At 33.4% G+C, this 16,290-nt stretch carries 10 protein-coding genes; 4 read left to right on the forward strand and 6 right to left on the reverse strand.

Annotated elements, in window-relative coordinates; all coding sequences use genetic code 11:
• Position 1: 1 nt before the first annotated feature.
• Both dptG and dptH read left to right on the forward strand, forming a co-directional pair.
• Complete coding sequence (gene dptG / locus POF52_RS27705) at positions 2–1,378, forward strand: DNA phosphorothioation-dependent restriction protein DptG (protein ID WP_271996920.1); 1,377 nt, start codon at positions 2–4, stop codon at positions 1,376–1,378.
• Positions 1,359–6,596, forward strand: a complete 5,238-nt coding sequence (dptH, locus tag POF52_RS27710) for a DNA phosphorothioation-dependent restriction protein DptH (protein WP_271996923.1) — start codon at positions 1,359–1,361, stop codon at positions 6,594–6,596. The genes dptG and dptH overlap by 20 nt, the downstream gene beginning before the upstream one ends.
• A gap of 352 nt (positions 6,597–6,948) precedes the next feature.
• Here the strand turns inward: dptH and POF52_RS27715 are convergent, their stop codons facing one another.
• On the reverse strand, positions 6,949–7,686 hold the full coding sequence (locus POF52_RS27715; protein WP_271996925.1) for a hypothetical protein: 738 nt from the start codon (positions 7,684–7,686) through the stop codon (positions 6,949–6,951).
• 571 nt (positions 7,687–8,257) lie between these two features.
• On the opposite strand from POF52_RS27715, the gene POF52_RS27720 reads away from it, so the two are divergent.
• Complete coding sequence (locus POF52_RS27720) at positions 8,258–8,461, forward strand: hypothetical protein (RefSeq protein ID WP_271996927.1); 204 nt, start codon at positions 8,258–8,260, stop codon at positions 8,459–8,461.
• Positions 8,462–8,715: 254 nt separating this feature from the next.
• Here POF52_RS27720 and POF52_RS27725 read toward each other — a convergent pair whose 3' ends face one another.
• The 5 genes from POF52_RS27725 to POF52_RS27745 form a co-directional block, all read right to left on the reverse strand.
• A complete protein-coding gene (locus POF52_RS27725) occupies positions 8,716–9,738 on the reverse strand; it encodes an HNH endonuclease (protein WP_271996930.1) in 1,023 nt (340 codons plus the stop codon).
• A 368-nt stretch (positions 9,739–10,106) separates the two neighbouring features.
• A complete protein-coding gene (locus POF52_RS27730; RefSeq protein WP_271996933.1) occupies positions 10,107–10,652 on the reverse strand; it encodes a hypothetical protein in 546 nt (181 codons plus the stop codon).
• 274 nt (positions 10,653–10,926) lie between these two features.
• Positions 10,927–12,417 carry a hypothetical protein gene (locus POF52_RS27735; protein WP_271996936.1) on the reverse strand — a complete coding sequence of 497 codons (1,491 nt, stop codon included), beginning with the start codon at positions 12,415–12,417 and terminating at the stop codon, positions 10,927–10,929.
• Positions 12,417–13,268 (reverse strand): hypothetical protein, encoded by an 852-nt coding sequence (locus POF52_RS27740; RefSeq protein ID WP_271996938.1) that lies wholly within the window; start codon positions 13,266–13,268, stop codon positions 12,417–12,419. The genes POF52_RS27735 and POF52_RS27740 overlap by 1 nt, the downstream gene beginning before the upstream one ends.
• A 48-nt stretch (positions 13,269–13,316) precedes the next feature.
• Positions 13,317–14,684, reverse strand: a complete 1,368-nt coding sequence (locus POF52_RS27745; protein ID WP_271996941.1) for a DUF6946 family protein — start codon at positions 14,682–14,684, stop codon at positions 13,317–13,319.
• A 279-nt stretch (positions 14,685–14,963) separates the two neighbouring features.
• Between POF52_RS27745 and POF52_RS27750 the strand changes: the two genes are divergently transcribed.
• Positions 14,964–16,112 (forward strand): hypothetical protein, encoded by a 1,149-nt coding sequence (locus POF52_RS27750; protein ID WP_271996943.1) that lies wholly within the window; start codon positions 14,964–14,966, stop codon positions 16,110–16,112.
• Positions 16,113–16,290: the final 178 nt, after the last annotated feature.

Raw genomic sequence — 16,290 nt, forward strand, 5'->3', positions numbered from 1 at the left:
GATGGTATATCAATTAGATTTTAATAAGATTAATAAATTTATAGATAAAAGTGGGAAGTATACTTTCAGGAGACGGTCGGTAACAAGTATTTTACCACTTCCGACAAGGGAACCAGAACGTGCTAAATTTGATAGGGGTTTTTCCTCTATTACGGGTGGTATTATCCGAAAAATAAATGGGAAAAACTTAATTGTTGATACCAGTGATGCTATCGTTGAGCATATTATTTCTATGGGTAAATTTGATGAGGAAGAGAGCAAGAACTTGTTTGCTCATTACTTAAGAGAACAAATTAAAGAGTTGCATTTAGGAAGAATTACATCACTTAACCAGCTGGAACGTATTCCTTTGGCTGAAAATGAAGAAGAACGAAAGGGAGAAATCGACCTTATCAATTTCTTTTTTGATACGTTTATACGTAATGAAGTAGAGCGTGTGCAAGAAATTCTGAGAAAACAAGACGATTCTGATTTATTATCAGATGTATTAGAACTTTCTACAGACCATTCTGTTCCAAAAAACAATGGTGTGGAGATTTATTATAGTGCTTTTCCAACTTTAAAGGAAAACTTCATAAGGGATTTAGAAAATTTAGCTAGCAATACTAGTTTCCTAATAAATCATATTTCATTGTTTTTTGTTCATTATACATTCGTTGCAATGTCTCAACTTATTCTTCAAACCAATAAAATGACACGTTTTAGCCAAGATGAACTTTTACCTGTGTATTACATTTTACAATGGGAAAAACCAGCGACATGGCGAAACAGCTCTCGTCAAGGAAACAAAATGCTGATTGGAGAAATGGACGGTTTTTTTGCACATGAGCATGCTTTGAATATTTTAGGGATGAATACATTTTCAGATAAGAGAAATCAGTTTTATCATGATATTAAATATCAATTAGAGGAAGCTGGATTAGAAGCAGAACGAGAATATATTCAATCTATTTACAAGTGGATGAAAGAAATATACAAGGAAAAAACAAATATTCCTGTTAGGGAATACTCGGAAGATAAAACATTGGATATGGCATTTGATGATTTGATTTCTGCAATTAAAAAGGGGATATCAAGTGAAGTAAACTCTCGTTATCAAAAGGCATTTCAAGCAATTATCTCAAAGTTTTTTCGAAAACATGGTGGATCCCTTGGTACAATTCTTTCCTTATCTCAAGAACATTTGTTAATGTTGGTTGCCATATCAATTACAGATGAACGGATAGAGTTAAAAAAATTATGGGAAGAACTAGAAAAACGTGGTGTTTGGCTCGATTATCATTCCAAGGAGGAAGTAGTTAAAGTGCTAGATAAATTAAATTACATGGAAAAGAAAAGTGATAGTGGGGATGCTCAATATGTCAAATCCATTTTATAAATATATTAGTAATCAACTGGTTTCATTTTTCGAAAAAGAGGCCTCCATGAATAAAATGGAGCGTTATTTTTTATATTTACCAACAGAAGATATTATTTCTGGTTTGTATAACAATTTAAATAAATGTGAAAACAGTGAACCATTTGTTTACCGTCATGAAGAAGGCTCCAAGTCATATAAAACAATCGCCTTACTATTTGGAAAAATGAGGTATGTTATAGCTACTACAAGTAACAATACCAATATTGATTTTCTTGTAACTCTTAGGAATGAGATGAGTAAGCAAAAGGGGCAGTGGGAAAATACATCCTTAATTTTACTATGTAATACGTTGAATGATTCGATTCGTGGTGGTAGTAGAAACCTTACTGGGGAAGGGTTACCGTTACATGTTAATCAAGTAGCTGGAAACCTCAATCAACTATTGCTAAACAGTAATTTAAATCCCATTGAACGAAAAATTGCTAGTCATTATTTAAATAGAAGAAAGTCTGAACATCAATTAGAAAATTCTTCATTCCTAGATTTTGAGGATGTATTAACACTTGTAAATAAAGGGAAACTTGAAGATGAAAATTATCGCTCACTGCAATATTTTTATGATTCGGGACTAGAGGATTTGGTAAAGGAGCAAGAACTTCAGACTGCTGATTCAGTAAAATGGAAACAGTTAGAGAAGGCAATTGACAAAAGGTTAACAGGGAATAATATCCAACACGAAGAAATTGAAAGATTACGTTCACTTGGAAATCCGAAGGAAAAGCTAGAAGAAATCTATGACAAAGGTGGATCCAAGCTAAATAAAGAGGATTGGTATACCCTTGATTTTTCAGATATTGAGGATTGGAAAGAAGCGACGAAGGAAAAACGAGCAATCGAATTCTATGCTGAAAAAGTTAAAGTAAGTGTAGAGGCACAATCAATCCAATTCTGGAAAAGGCCGAAATCCAATACAACTGCCGGACGTAGGAATTGGAGTTTTATTATTTTTTATCCTGCATTTAAAGAAGGAGAGAAAGTTGAAATCACCTTACCATTTGATCGGCATACAAAAAAAGAATTTTTAAATTCAAACAGTAAAAAGATTGCTAGGACGAGTGGACGTTCGTTAATAGCTGAATTAAAATTAGGGCAAGGTGGAGCAACATTCGGAAGGGTTGTCTATAAGCATGAAAATACAGCCAGTGGAAACTATTCTTTTAATTTTGTGGTGGTAGCTAGCGAGGAGAAATTCTTTGAAAATCTTCGGACTTCTTTTCAAGTAGTAGCAACTTCTAAGGCAAAACAATCAATCCATCTAACATTAAACAGCCAAAGCTTAATTTTGGGTAACGGTAATATGGATGTCGATGTAACAGAACAAGGACAATCTATTTCAATTGAAGCTGGTGCTAAACTTACGTTAATGCCAGGATTGTTAGATGAAAGTGAAAAAAACGTCCGATTTTCTATTTTAACACCACATTTTGAATTACCGGTTGAGGTATCTGATAAAGTATTGAAAAGCATTCTCATTAATGGGAAGACGATATGGGAAAGAAAACGAAGTACTCAAAGATCATTTTTAACGGACCAAGAGGCGAAACGGTTAGAGATTGATAATCTACCATATGTCACGTTTGAAAAAGATCGTCCATTTTTCTTAATGGAATTTGCTTGGCTTAAAAACCGAATTCGGCAGGCTAACATTAAATTTAATGAGTTAACTCCAGAGCAATTAGTGTTACCGGATGCGGTCGAAAAAGCTTATGATGATTTTTTAGAATCAATAGAGCAAACACAAACGATTCCATCTTTACTTTATTATACGGACCCAGTTCGTGACAAAGCAGAGGCCTATGTTAAAGCTTTTATAGAGGCAATTGATAACATTCGTGATCAGCAAATTATGACGAATGAGGAGAGAGGTTTATTTTATTTAGGAAGTGCAAGAGATGAACATGTAATATATATGACACCTTTCTCGCCATTAAATGTAGCATATCAATTGCAGATTACGAAGGAAAGTAAAGGCGAAGCTATAGACTCCAATATACTAAATAGGCTGAATGCTGTATATACGATACCTTATATTGTAAGCTACTCCGGGAAATTATTTAAGCCAACTACAGATGGTCCATTGCCCGAATGGCATGCCTTTCTACCTAGTGAGGAAGTGACTGTTGGGGAAACCAACACATACTTGGCTCAAGTTGTAGAGGAAAAAATTAACCAGTTTTGCGACCATTATGATTATCTATTTTCGTTAGATTTAACTTCTCCAATCCTCCTAAATATTATTAACATCCCTAACGATAAGGAAGTGTTAGGTGGGATTGTTTCCTGGTTGAAAAAGCAAATCAAGGAAACAAATAAATTATCAGAATTACGACCAATTGAAGTGGTTTCCTATAGAAAGGACATGAATAGTTATAGTGCATTTGATGAGCTCAATGATGTCGGGAACGCAGAAGAAATCGCCAATCGACTTGGCATAAATTTTTCAATGGGTGATTATCTAGCAGAGGATATTTTGTGGGCGATTCAGAAGGTGTTACGTTACTCGAAAAGACATATTTCTGAGAAGTTGAAATATAGTCATATCACCTTTTACAAAATGAAAACAGAAGAGGAAGTTGTCAAGCAGTTAGTAAAGGATGCACCGAGTAGCTTAAACCTTAATGGTTTATTTACGACTGTTACATCATCCAAAAGTGATAATGGTGGATATCGAGTAGGCTTTGGAACTGGTGGTGAAGGTAATAAAAATCAGTCACTATTAGCAAGGCTTGCTGTGAAAATGAATGAACTTGCAGCAAACATGACGGATAAAGGACAAAATCCTTATACAAAAGGAATTGCTTTTGCAATGCATATCAGTGGGGAAGACGAAGAATATCTGTCCTCACTATACAGCCAATCTCACTGGTTAACCTTTATTGATCCATTATTGGATTTGAAATATTTTCAAGAGTCATCTGATAATCTCGTGATTGTCCATTACAGTGATCAGCATTCATCTTCCAACCATTATGATGCTATTACAGTAACTGATAAATCAAATCAATACTTTAATGTTATTCGTGACTTTTTAAAATCACAAAAGGTAAGTGTTACTGACGAAAATATTGAGGACGTGATTCGCTTATTTAACACCTTTAATGGTGAATGGCTCTTACGTGCTGTACAGGGTCGTGCACATGATAGGCGTGAAAAAATGAGTGTTGTATCCGCAGTTAAACAGGCATTGATTCATTTTGAAAAAGCAAATATACTTTGGGTCCCTATCTCCATGGAGGAAATTGTTCGGGTGGCAGGTAGTATTAAGCTAAGTAAGAAAGCAGGTATCTTTTCTGGCAAAACGGTTGGAAAACGTGGGAATTGCAGCGATGACCTATTAATGATGGGTTTAGAGCAAACTGAAGGTGGATTAAAAATTCACATGTACCCTGTAGAAGTGAAAATAGGGCTAAATGATTCAAGTGTTATTGAAAAGGGCATTAGTCAGGTTAAGGAATTAAAGAACCGATTAAATGAACAATTAATTGAGAAAGATACGTTTGATGCTCTTTTTCTACGTAACTATTTTACAAGGCTCTTTATCAACAATTCTTCTAAAATGGTCTATAACAAGGTATGGGATGAAAAAAATTACAATCTCGCCCCAGATATTATCAATCAATTACTAAATGATAAGTTTGAAATTGTAAATACACTTCATGCAGATTATGGATATGGTCTTGTCGTTTCTTTTAAAAAGGGGGCAAAATTCCAAGTGAAAGAGCGACGCAAAGGAGTTATTGTGCTAGAGCTTCCTGAACAGAGTGGATATGATACTCTAGCAATACCAATGAGCAAATTGGCAATAAGTTATAAAGAACAGCCTGAAAGACCTTATTCTATTCCAAGTGGAGCGAATGGAGTAGATGAGGTTGCCACAGAGGAATCAGAATTAGTTAAAGGAAATTTTGGGAGTAGCGATATGCAAAAAGAGTCTAATTTAGGGGAAGTAGAAGATACTAATACTTCTAATGTTGAAGACATAGAAAAAGTTAGTGAATCTGGTAAATTGGAAGAAGGGCACCATCGTGAGTCAGAAACATCAATTGCCACGGCTAAGAAGTTAGAAAATAATCTGTATAGTGTGCGGCCACTAATAGGAATAGAAAATAATCAAGAAATCTATTGGGAGTTTTCTCACAATCAGTTATCCAATCGACATCTTATAATAGGAGGACGTTCTGGACAGGGTAAAACTTATTTTATTCAGTCATTACTACGAGATTTATCAAGAACTAACCAATCAGCTGTTGTGCTTGATTATTCTAGTAGTTATACTCGTACGCAATTAGATCCCGTTTTTTTAAAAGATATGGGTGAACGGTTTCGAGAACGAATTGTGTATCATGAAGGATTCCCCCTAAATCCATTCCTCCGACGTGAGAAGGAGGTAGCTGGGGTAATAGTCGGAAAAGAAAAGCCAACTGAGGTAGCTCGTCGAGTAGTCGATGTGTTTTCATCTGTTTATAATAGTTTTGGACCCCAACAAAAAAGTGCGCTTTATGAAGCTGTAAAGCGTGGCATTGAATTCTATGATGATAAAATGAAAATGGAGCACCTTCTTGAGATACTAGAAGAATTGGACGGCTATGCGAACTCAGTACTATCATCTATCACCACTAGAATCGTTCAATTGGTTGATATTGATCCATTTGATTATGAATCTGGAAGTAAATGGGGAGAGTATTTTGCTCCTGGAGGAAACGTGACAATAATCCAGTTGGCTGGATATGATCAGGATGAAACAAAAAAACTCATGGCCGAGTTCATTCTTTGGGATTTATGGTATTATACACAAAATGGGACAAAGGATAAACCAGTCCCAGTAATCTTGGATGAAGCACAAAATCTGGATTTTTCAGACGGTTCGCCCTCTGCCAAAATACTACGTGAGGGACGTAAATTTGGATGGTCTGCATGGTTTGCTACACAAACCTTTAATAATTTCTCAAAGGAAGAGCTTTCTATTCTTGATAATGCAGGAACTAAAGTTTACTTTAATCCAGCAGAAAGTGAAGTTCGTGTACTAGCGAGCCGCATTGGAAGTGCTACTCCTGAAGAATTAAGAATGTTGCGGAAAGGACATTGTCTTGTGCTTGGACAGTTTAGCCAGGGAGACCAAACATTGGGTAACCCGAGGTATCATGTTGTGAAAGTACCGGCTATGAGTACTAGATAAAAAACTAGAGAACAGTCCTTTTATTTCATATCGGAAGTAAAAGGGCTGTTCTTTTGTTTGTTAAAAATTAATCCTTGAGAGAGGAAGGGGGGAAGGATGGGAAATCTAACTCGCTCCAACATTATTTAATCTGTTTATTAATTATGTATACCATAGCTTGATTAATGAATTTAATAATTGCTTCCAACATTAAAAATAAGTGAAAATCACTATTAAACTTGGCAGTGAGATTTTATAAAGAAAAGTTATTGGTATTGTTTTTGAATTTGATGATGGGGAAAATTAATCCACTTTATTCTTGGTAAGAGATCTTACATGGCATTGATATAAGTTACTCAATATACTAAAAAAACTAAATCAATCTATAATGTTTCTCTTTAACTACTTTTAGTTGATAATTAACAACTCCTAGCTCAAACATTACTACAACATTTTCATTATATTTAAATTGAACTGCTAATGCTTTACAATTCAAATGTGGAAAACGAGTTTTGCAAAACTCAATATCCTGGTTTATTTGTACTATACCAATACGATCCTTGCCACCTTTAGCTTGAATAGGTAATATGTATTCTTCACCCTCACTATTTACACCTACATATACTTCGTCAATCTCAATTTGGCCAATCTTATCTACTCTTGTTCTCAAATGGTTCTGTAAGGAATATGTCGTAATACCTGTAAAAATATCTACCAGTCGATTGTAACGTACTATGGCTAGGAGTGCTTGTTCATCTGATAATGCGAATTTTTTTATTATACCTGGGGTCGCATCATATATCTGAATTTCCGGATAATCTAAAGTCGGCATTATTTGAGGAGAAATAGGGACTTTCATAAATTTATATTTTGCATGACCATCCCCTTCTATAATCCAATTTTCTCCTGCTTTACATGTATTTAAAATTTCTTTAGGCAAAGGAGAAGTGTATCTGTATTGATAAATAACCCCTCCTATGTTTTTTGGGGGGGAAGTATTCATTTCTTGACTTGCTTTTATAAAATCATCTCTTTCAAATTTAACGATTTCATCATTTTCTTTATAATATTTAAAAAAGATTTTCTTAATCAATTTAGCTGACTTTGACATTTTTATTATTCTCCATTTCAAGACACTATTGATACTAATCCATTAAATATTACCATAGGCTTATGTGGGTAGAAAATCATTCTACGTTGGCTCTCAAAAAACAATCCATAAATGTAGGTTATACTTTACAATTTCCTTAATTAATATGACAAAATCAGAAGACATTCTACTTAGTGGGACTAAGCATTCCTAAAATCATTCCACATACTGTCACAAAGATAATCCATAAAACTTTTTTCCACATAATAGTTCTCCTCATTCAGGTCAATATATTTATTTCCCCAGTATACAAATAGACAATGGCCAATCTTTTTAACTATATTTTAGCATTTATTTTTTATAATGCTAAAAATTATTTAAGATATATATACATACTTTAGATTCGGATTACTTCATATGCAAAATATAAGAGTATATGTCTACTAAAACCATTCTCCTACCTCTAATTTAAATTTTGTTAGAGTTCATGCAAAAAGAGCATACACTGTTAATAAAGTAGGCAATATGGGACGGTAATCATGTTACAATATAATGAGGCCTTTTTATTTAAGTAAAAGTAAGGATGATAACAATGGAGACTAAAAAATACTCGTTATATAAAAATGGAATACATTTATATGATTTTGATACTGTGAAAGACTGTTCTAGATGGCTAGAGAACATTATAGGAGGTTCTTTGTATCAAGGTTTGAGTAAAATTAGGGATGAAAAATGGATTCCAAAAGAACATTCGCAGTTATTTGGTTTTGAAATTAAAACAAATAAAAGTGAATAACTTTCAAATCACTTAATGTTTGAACAAAAAAGAGGGGAGTTTGCTTTAACCTTTTTAAATGGAATTTTATTTGTAATAATTGCTTACTATAAATCAAACTTATGTAAAATACAATTGTTGTTTGAATTTATCTTTTATTTCAAAATAAAAAAGCAGCCAAATATAATATTTGGCTGCTTTTTCAGCTTCTCTTGAAGGAGTATTTCCTTTTCAATTTTTCTTTTCGCATCCTAATGGGTAAATATTGATATGATTTATTTTGCAACGGTTAAAATACGATTTTTCAACTGGTCTATCGATAAATAACGCCCATTTTCTTGACGGTGCAGCATCGCATGACAGTTTGGGCACACAGGTATTAAATCTTTTATAGGATCTACGATATATCCCTGTTGTATTTCATGTAGTGGCTTAATGTGATGAACATGAATAAAATCTTTTCCTACTTCTCCATATTTGTTTTCAAAATCCACCTCACAAGCTTGACATTGGACTCCGTAATATTCGATACATCGTTTTCGAGCAATAGGATTTCGCTCATATACATTGACCGTAACCGTTTTACGTTTTCCTTCTTCTAAAGTTTGAGATACTTCATCCGGATAATAGCCCTCCGTTAAATCTTGTTTAAAGAACGACATAATATAATTCCGAAGGTCACCAGTGAGTTTCATGGCCCCTTGAATATTCCCTTTCAAACCATGTTCACGTAATTTTTTTAGGGATAATTCAGTAGTATCAACTTCGTCGACAAAGCGAAACCGCATGTATTTCCACTCTTTTGACTGTTTGAATTTCTCATCGTCCATCCAAAATGCCTTATCATATGTAACCTTATTAGTTCGCACTAACCCTTCTGTTACTTCAACCTTATAACGTATTTTTTTAATATTACCTGAAACATACATAAATAAGATATCGCCTTTTTCATAATTATAAGATCGCTTCCAGTCTAATGTTTCATAACGACTAAATGCACTTTCTAAGTCATATTCATTTGGATTAGCCGGAACTAACCATATACGGCGAGCATTATTATGATTATTCTCTTCAAGTTCCTTACGACGTTTATCCGCAACTTCTTTAGGTGCAATGAAACGATACTCGTCCTCCTTAACATAGTAAGGAATATTATATACATAACCACGTTCAATTAAATCATTACATTTAGGTGTAGTTATATTTAGGGCCTCTGCTAACATCATTGCAGCTTGTTGAATATTTATTGCTTCAAATAAAAGATTATCATTTCTAATAATTGTAATGGGAAAATCCATATAATTACCTCCTCAATTGTACCTTCTTATAATAACGTAAAGTCCTATATCCCATTGCAATAAATTGCTTCTCTAGTTTAATAATTTTCGTTTATATAATTATTATTCTAAGAGTAAAGTGGTGTTATTTCACAATGCTGATAAGCTAGGTCATTTTCTTTATCCTACACACATAAATAATTAATCTTTTATACATCATGCCATACTTTAAAGCTATTTGAGAAATGCCTTAGTAGTAGGTTTAGTAAGGAAAATGGATAAAAAATTAACGAGTTATCTACTATGGAATCTCAACGGATTTCAAAGTAATACTATACAAAAAGCATCTAATATTAAAATTAGATGCTTTTTGTATATAAGAAGAGAATTTAACATAGTTCACTTATATTTTTACTTATATTAGAGTAGGCAACTCCTTTGCTAATTTTCTCTAAGGACTTTAAAGAAATTCTTTTTTGACAGGAGTAAAAGTTATCTAAGTTTTCGGTGGGTACAATATAAAAACTCCACTGTTCAGTGTTTAAAACATCAATTATACTTTCATCTTTTTCTTTTAAGAGACAAAACACATAAATATCAGCACTTCTTACAGCATTTTCACTGTACGTATTGGTATCATAACTATATATTTTTTTAGCGCCAATATCAAAACTAATAGTAGAGTATTTTCCTGAATGCCAGCTCTGTATGTAGGCCGATGATTTCACCTCAATTTTTTTATTGTTATAAACTAAATCGTATGCATCCCATTCAATCCTCGGACTTTGTAAAATACCTAAAGCACTTCCTACAAGAAATTCAGCAAATATTCCTCTTAACGAATTCATGAGCAAATCTGAAAAGCCCCATGACCAAAAATCTACAATAGAATAATTAGTGCCGGAAATTTTAGTATCAGCAGAAAGTTTCTTCACTTTTTCTCCTTTCAAATCCAGTAGTTTAACTATATATAATTTTTGTACCTCAAATCTTATTAATTAAACTAGGCAATATTGAATGGAAATGAAAAAATAAAGCAGGATACCTTTAATACCCTTAAAAGTCTGGTAACCTGTTATTCTTAGGATAAAACTGATAATTAATCAAATTCATTCCTCCACTTATAATTTTGTATTATAAAACAAGTGGTTATTATTTAGTTAAACTATGGAGATGTAACAAAACCTTTTTAATATTATTTTCGAAATTCTATCCTAAGAAAAATGTTTCTAAATCATTATCATCTTTTAAGATTCTACACTCAGACACCCCTAATGCTGATGCCAAATTTACGGAAGCTGCTGCTAAAACAGAAGAATTTGCATGAACAGTAAAAGCTGCATCTATAAGAGAATTATAATGAGCGTATGTTGTATTAATTTTTAAAATGATGTTCTGATAAGCAGTATCTACCTTTGCTAAAATAGATTGTGAATAGGCATTCAGTATGTTCTTTAGTTCTCGTTCTCTCTCACCTAATTTGTCTTTAGCGTACGCCCAAATAAAATTTGTAGTCACTGTACCAATAATAGATCCTAATACAGGAATAGGTATTAACATTTGGCCAATTGCTCCTCCTGTCGCGGCAATTCCTGCTTCCAAACAAAGTATTTGCCCTTGTGTAACAAATTCATCCATAGTGATTTGGTTTTTATTTAAATCGGTCATCAAAGATGTTAGTCCCATAGTGGCACTAGCCACAGCTCCTGCAAAAGGTGCTGATAGAGAGGTTAAATTTGTTAAAGCGTAAATACTACTTGCAGTCACCCCGCCTTTAACGCCAGCCTTAACAGAGCTTAGACCAACTTCTTTCCAGTCACTTGTTTCAAAGTCTTGAATTCTTTTACCAGCCTTAACTTTTTTATAAATGATTGTTATCGTATTCAATGAAGCAGTTATTGTGGCTGCTGTTACAGTTACCTTACTGCCTTCACTGACTGAGGGGCCTTTTTTTAATTCAGTAAATTTTATTCTTCCCCTTGCTTCTTGTTGAATTTCGTCTTGTATTTTTTGGTTTTCATCAACAAGGCGATCCTGGTGTTTGGAAACCGTTTCTCCAACTCTTCCTAGTTGAGCTTCACTATACTTTGATATAGAAGGCTTTACTACATTTTGAAAACTTTGACCTGTCTCAAGCTCTATTTCCTCTACCTTCTGTAGAATAGCATGAACTGATTTACTATTTAAACAACTTGGAGGGTTACCTGATTTGATAGCTTCAATTACCAGGTATTGATCTTTTGGGATAGAATAATTCATAGACTCATCTTGATATTTCTCAAAATGTTTGAGAACATGCTTTAAAGTGTTATTAGTCCCATTTATAAACTTTGATTGATACTTAACATTGTCTAAAATAAAATCTTCGGGTGCAGTACGAGCTACCCCATCAAAAGTAGCAACTTCTTTCTGCCCGTTTAAAGCTACCCAAGCATTACGTACGTTTACTTCTAAATGTTCTGCTACTTCACCATGCTTAGTATGATTTGAACCTAGAATATTATTGGGATTCGAAAGAAACTGTCGCATTTTCATCATATGACTTAGTGCATTTTCAAAATTTATATTTTGTTGATTTTGAGCCATGAGCGCGTCCTGTACAATTTGGTCCAATTCTTTTGCGATAGATTCACTTTTCCAGAAGTTAAACCCATCTATTCCAGCCGCAAGTACTTGATTACTCCACACATTTGTTTGCATTATTGGCCGACTTCTTTCATAAACAATTTGGATAAACTCTCTGTAATATTAATAATTGCTCTTAACTTGTTACGTTCACTTTGTGAAAACTCAGTAAAAGATTTTACATGCTTTGTATTACTAGTAAATAAAATTAAGTCCCGTTCTAAGTTATTGGCTAAGGATTGAGTTAAAGATTTTAAATTGCTAATTTCGGTAGATGTTGCTTCGAGAATTCTTACCGATTTCATGATTTCTACACGTTCTTCGTCTGCTTTAATTGCTGTTTTTTTATTCTTTTTACTTATAAAAAAGCCACCTGCTGCCAAACTAGCTGCACCAATTCCCCATCCGACAGGGCCAGCTAGCGCTAGAAAAGCACTTCCTCCTGCCATGCCCCCGCCACCTGCTAATATAGTTCCTCCTCCTAACCATGCTAAAGCCGCATTAGTTGCTGCAGCTCCTGACAGAGTAGAAATGGCAGCTCCTGTTGATGCAGTACCAAAAGTAGTAGCTATTGCCATAGCAGCAGTAGGGGCAAATGCAGCTGTAGCTACGCCTGCTGCAACACCCGCGGCTGTACCTCCACCAGCTAATTTAAGCATTTCTTTCTCATCATAGGAAATTTCACTAAGAACCTTGAAGCTTTTTAAATTAACAAGAACTTGCTCAAAGCTTTTTTCAAACTCTTTTGGAGTATTTGCTAATGTGTTTATATATGCTTCTACTTTTTGGATGATATCAACACTATAAGCACGTATATTGTGTAATTTAATAGCATTATTTTGCAAATTCTTTGATGTTTTCTCATATTCATTAACAGCTTGTTCTAATTTCTCTATAGCTTCTTTTTTTAATACATTATTTAACATAAAAAATATCCCCTTTTAAAATATTATAAGAATTACTTACTTTCAGAGTTAGCAGCTTAAAAACTTTGGATTTCCTTGTATACACCCAAAATACAAATTAATTCCATCAATAGTAACTGGACCTACAATACGCTTCTTTATAGCTCGTAGCTTAAAAAAAGATACAAATCTACTATAGTCATAAAAGCCTTTGTCATCTTCACTAAAAGAGTGTATCAACATAAGGGCATTTGGAGCAGTAAACTTTTTAGCAAGAAGAATAGCAGATCCTGCCCTATGTAATAATTGGTATCTAAGCTCACAAGTATCCGTTTCACATAATTGTTCTAATCCAAGTGTTTCGAGTAGAAATTGAACTCTTTCCCTTAAACCCTTACTTGGCTCATTCTCTAATCTTTTCCCAATCTTGCTACCAAAATCTTCATTGACTTTTCCTTCAACAGCAATGGAAATTAATTCTTCTTTATTTTTTTGTGAGATTCCCTTTGCTAGAACAAATATATCGTTTCGAGAGGCCGCACTTCCTCCAGGTAAACTAACTTTATATTCTGGTAACCCTAAAAGTAATTCAACATGCTTAAATAATGGAATATCCGAAGTATGAAAGCTAGTTTTTATATCAAAAGGAAAATCATTTTGTTTTCCCCAACAATATGCTAGTGTTTTTGCTGAATATCCTGTTTTAAACTGCTTTTCCCCATTTACTAATAGTTCCTTCCAATCTTCTGGACCTTTACTAGGTATATAAAAAGTTTTAGAGACTTTTGGCTTGTCTTTTGTTTCCTTACTTTGTTTAAAAATGGATTGGTACATCAATTGAATTTCTTCACAATATATATCTTTAGCTTGTTGTAGAGGTGGGGAGGGATGATAATAATCCCATTCTGTCTTTCCTCGTTTTCCAAATGTAACGGCATTATACTTTGTTAATGCTTTGTTCCACTGTTTCATAGAGGACTTCAACTGTTGAGGGTGATTGCATCCCCATGCTAGGAGGAACCATGGATGACCTTGAGAAAAACATTCTTCAATTATCAACTCATTTTCTTTGAGTATTATATCTTCAATTAACCTAAATTCTTTTCTGGAAAAATCTATATTAGGGTTTCTTAAAGGGAATAAATTGTAGATATATAAACGCCCTTCAAAGTTTTCTCTGTTTATATAAATGCCATTAATCACACGATTAAGTTGTTTCATTGTTGGATCAATAGACAGTTCTCCAACAATTCTGTCTTGGTTAGAAGTTAAGAAAGAGTTCCATTCTTGAGTTGATTTTATTTGTGATGATCCAGGGTTCGACATAATCACAGCACCTATAGATTTTTCAGATATGCCCCATTGAAGATAGGTTTGAGTTCTCATTATTTTGTCATCCATTTTATAGAAAGCGCCAAATACTTTTGGGTTTTTCATATATTCCCTCCTGAAGTAATTGTAAATATCTTTTAATTTCAATAAAGCAATTTAAACCTATACATAAGAAAAAAATTCAATTTTATTAGTAAATAATAACTATTGATAATTATTTTTTTGTTATAATAAAACAGTATCCAAAGCTATTTTACTGCAAATGGAATATTATTCATATATTTAATTGTTTGATTATGTAAAATGAACTATATTTGAAAAACTTATTAAATAGAGAGAAAAAAAGAACTAGCTAAATTGTATAAACATAACAGGGGAGAAAAAATGACTAAACGAAAACGAAGTATAATTATCTGCACTCTACCACTCTTATTACTAGCTGGGTGTACAAACTCTGATTATAAGGAAGAGATAACGAAAGGAAACCAAGCTCTGGACAATAAACAGTATGAACAAGCTGCTAAAGCTTTTGATAAAGCACTGCAAGAGAAAAAAGATAATCAAACTGCTCGAAACCTTTACAAAGTGGCTGTAAATATGAAGCTAGCTAAACAAAAGTTTGAGCAGGAAAAGTACAAGGAAGTTTTATCTCTCAGTGATGAGATTAATAAAATTAATACCAACAATAATGTAAAACAAGATATTAAGAACTTAGAGCTGCAAGCTGAAAAGAAAAAAGCGATGAAAGATAACCAGAATTATACAAAAAATGCTGAAAACCTAATTAAAAAAGAAGATTACCCAGCTGCAAAGAAAGAATTGGAGCAGGTTATTGATAACACAAAAGCTAAAACTGCGTTAACAGTTCAAAATAAAAAGGCTAATGAGTTATTAGTTCAAGTTAATGAACATTTTCAAAAACAAAAACAAGAAGAGTTAATTGAAAAATTCACAGGGGAATTTCGTAACGGTAGTTTAGAAGCAGAACTAAAAACTAGTCTAAACAGCAATGGTTCTATTTATTGTAAGGGGATTATCATAAATGAAGGTGTGACTAATTACTTTGAAACAGTGGTTAGTGACATTAATAAAAAATCTAAACTATTTGGCTTTTACACTAATCAAGGAGAAAGTGAACAGAGTATAATTCTTACGTTAACGGAAACTGGTTTTGAGCTTTATTCAGCATACCCTGATGGTTCAGGTGGAACTATTGATAAATTTGATTTCACGCAAAAAGTAAGCAATGATATTTCACAAATTCGAAAGCCTTCCTTAACTAGCATGTCATACGAGCGTGCAGCTGCCTCTACAAAAGACGCAATGAAAACATATATTCAAGAAAACGATATGGATAGTGGTGCGACTGCAGAGGATTATCAATATGAAGATGGTGGCCTTTTAGAAAACGGAGTCTATGAAGTTGATGTATGGGCCGTAGATGAAGATAGACAATGGTCGAGGTTAATGAAATATGCCTATGTACACAGTGATGGTACTGTTAGTCTGAAGGATAATCCGGAGGGTTACTAATATTAATAAATACGCTCTGCAAATGAAATTCTTTGGTGATTTTTAGAGGCGTTTCACTTTGAAAGGGCGTTTTAAAATACATTTACATAAAAATTATTAAATAATCTATAAACAGCAACAATCCTTTACTACGAATTAATGTCTCATCACTGCTGTGTGATGAAAATAACAACTTTGT

Source organism: Priestia sp. AB (assembly GCF_028369225.1).
GTDB classification, from domain to species: domain Bacteria; phylum Bacillota; class Bacilli; order Bacillales; family Bacillaceae_H; genus Priestia; species Priestia megaterium.

Bases quoted from the DNA above. Each gene is read 5' to 3' on its own strand.
- dptG (WP_271996920.1), top strand. From the start codon at position 2: ATGGTATATCAATTAGATTTTAATAAGATTAATAAATTTATAGATAAA.
- dptH (WP_271996923.1), top strand. From the start codon at position 1,359: ATGTCAAATCCATTTTATAAATATATTAGTAATCAACTGGTTTCATTT.
- POF52_RS27715 (WP_271996925.1), bottom strand. From the start codon at position 7,686: ATGTCAAAGTCAGCTAAATTGATTAAGAAAATCTTTTTTAAATATTAT.
- POF52_RS27720 (WP_271996927.1), top strand. From the start codon at position 8,258: ATGGAGACTAAAAAATACTCGTTATATAAAAATGGAATACATTTATAT.
- POF52_RS27725 (WP_271996930.1), bottom strand. From the start codon at position 9,738: ATGGATTTTCCCATTACAATTATTAGAAATGATAATCTTTTATTTGAA.
- POF52_RS27735 (WP_271996936.1), bottom strand. From the start codon at position 12,417: ATGCAAACAAATGTGTGGAGTAATCAAGTACTTGCGGCTGGAATAGAT.
- POF52_RS27740 (WP_271996938.1), bottom strand. From the start codon at position 13,268: ATGTTAAATAATGTATTAAAAAAAGAAGCTATAGAGAAATTAGAACAA.
- POF52_RS27745 (WP_271996941.1), bottom strand. From the start codon at position 14,684: ATGAAAAACCCAAAAGTATTTGGCGCTTTCTATAAAATGGATGACAAA.
- POF52_RS27750 (WP_271996943.1), top strand. From the start codon at position 14,964: ATGACTAAACGAAAACGAAGTATAATTATCTGCACTCTACCACTCTTA.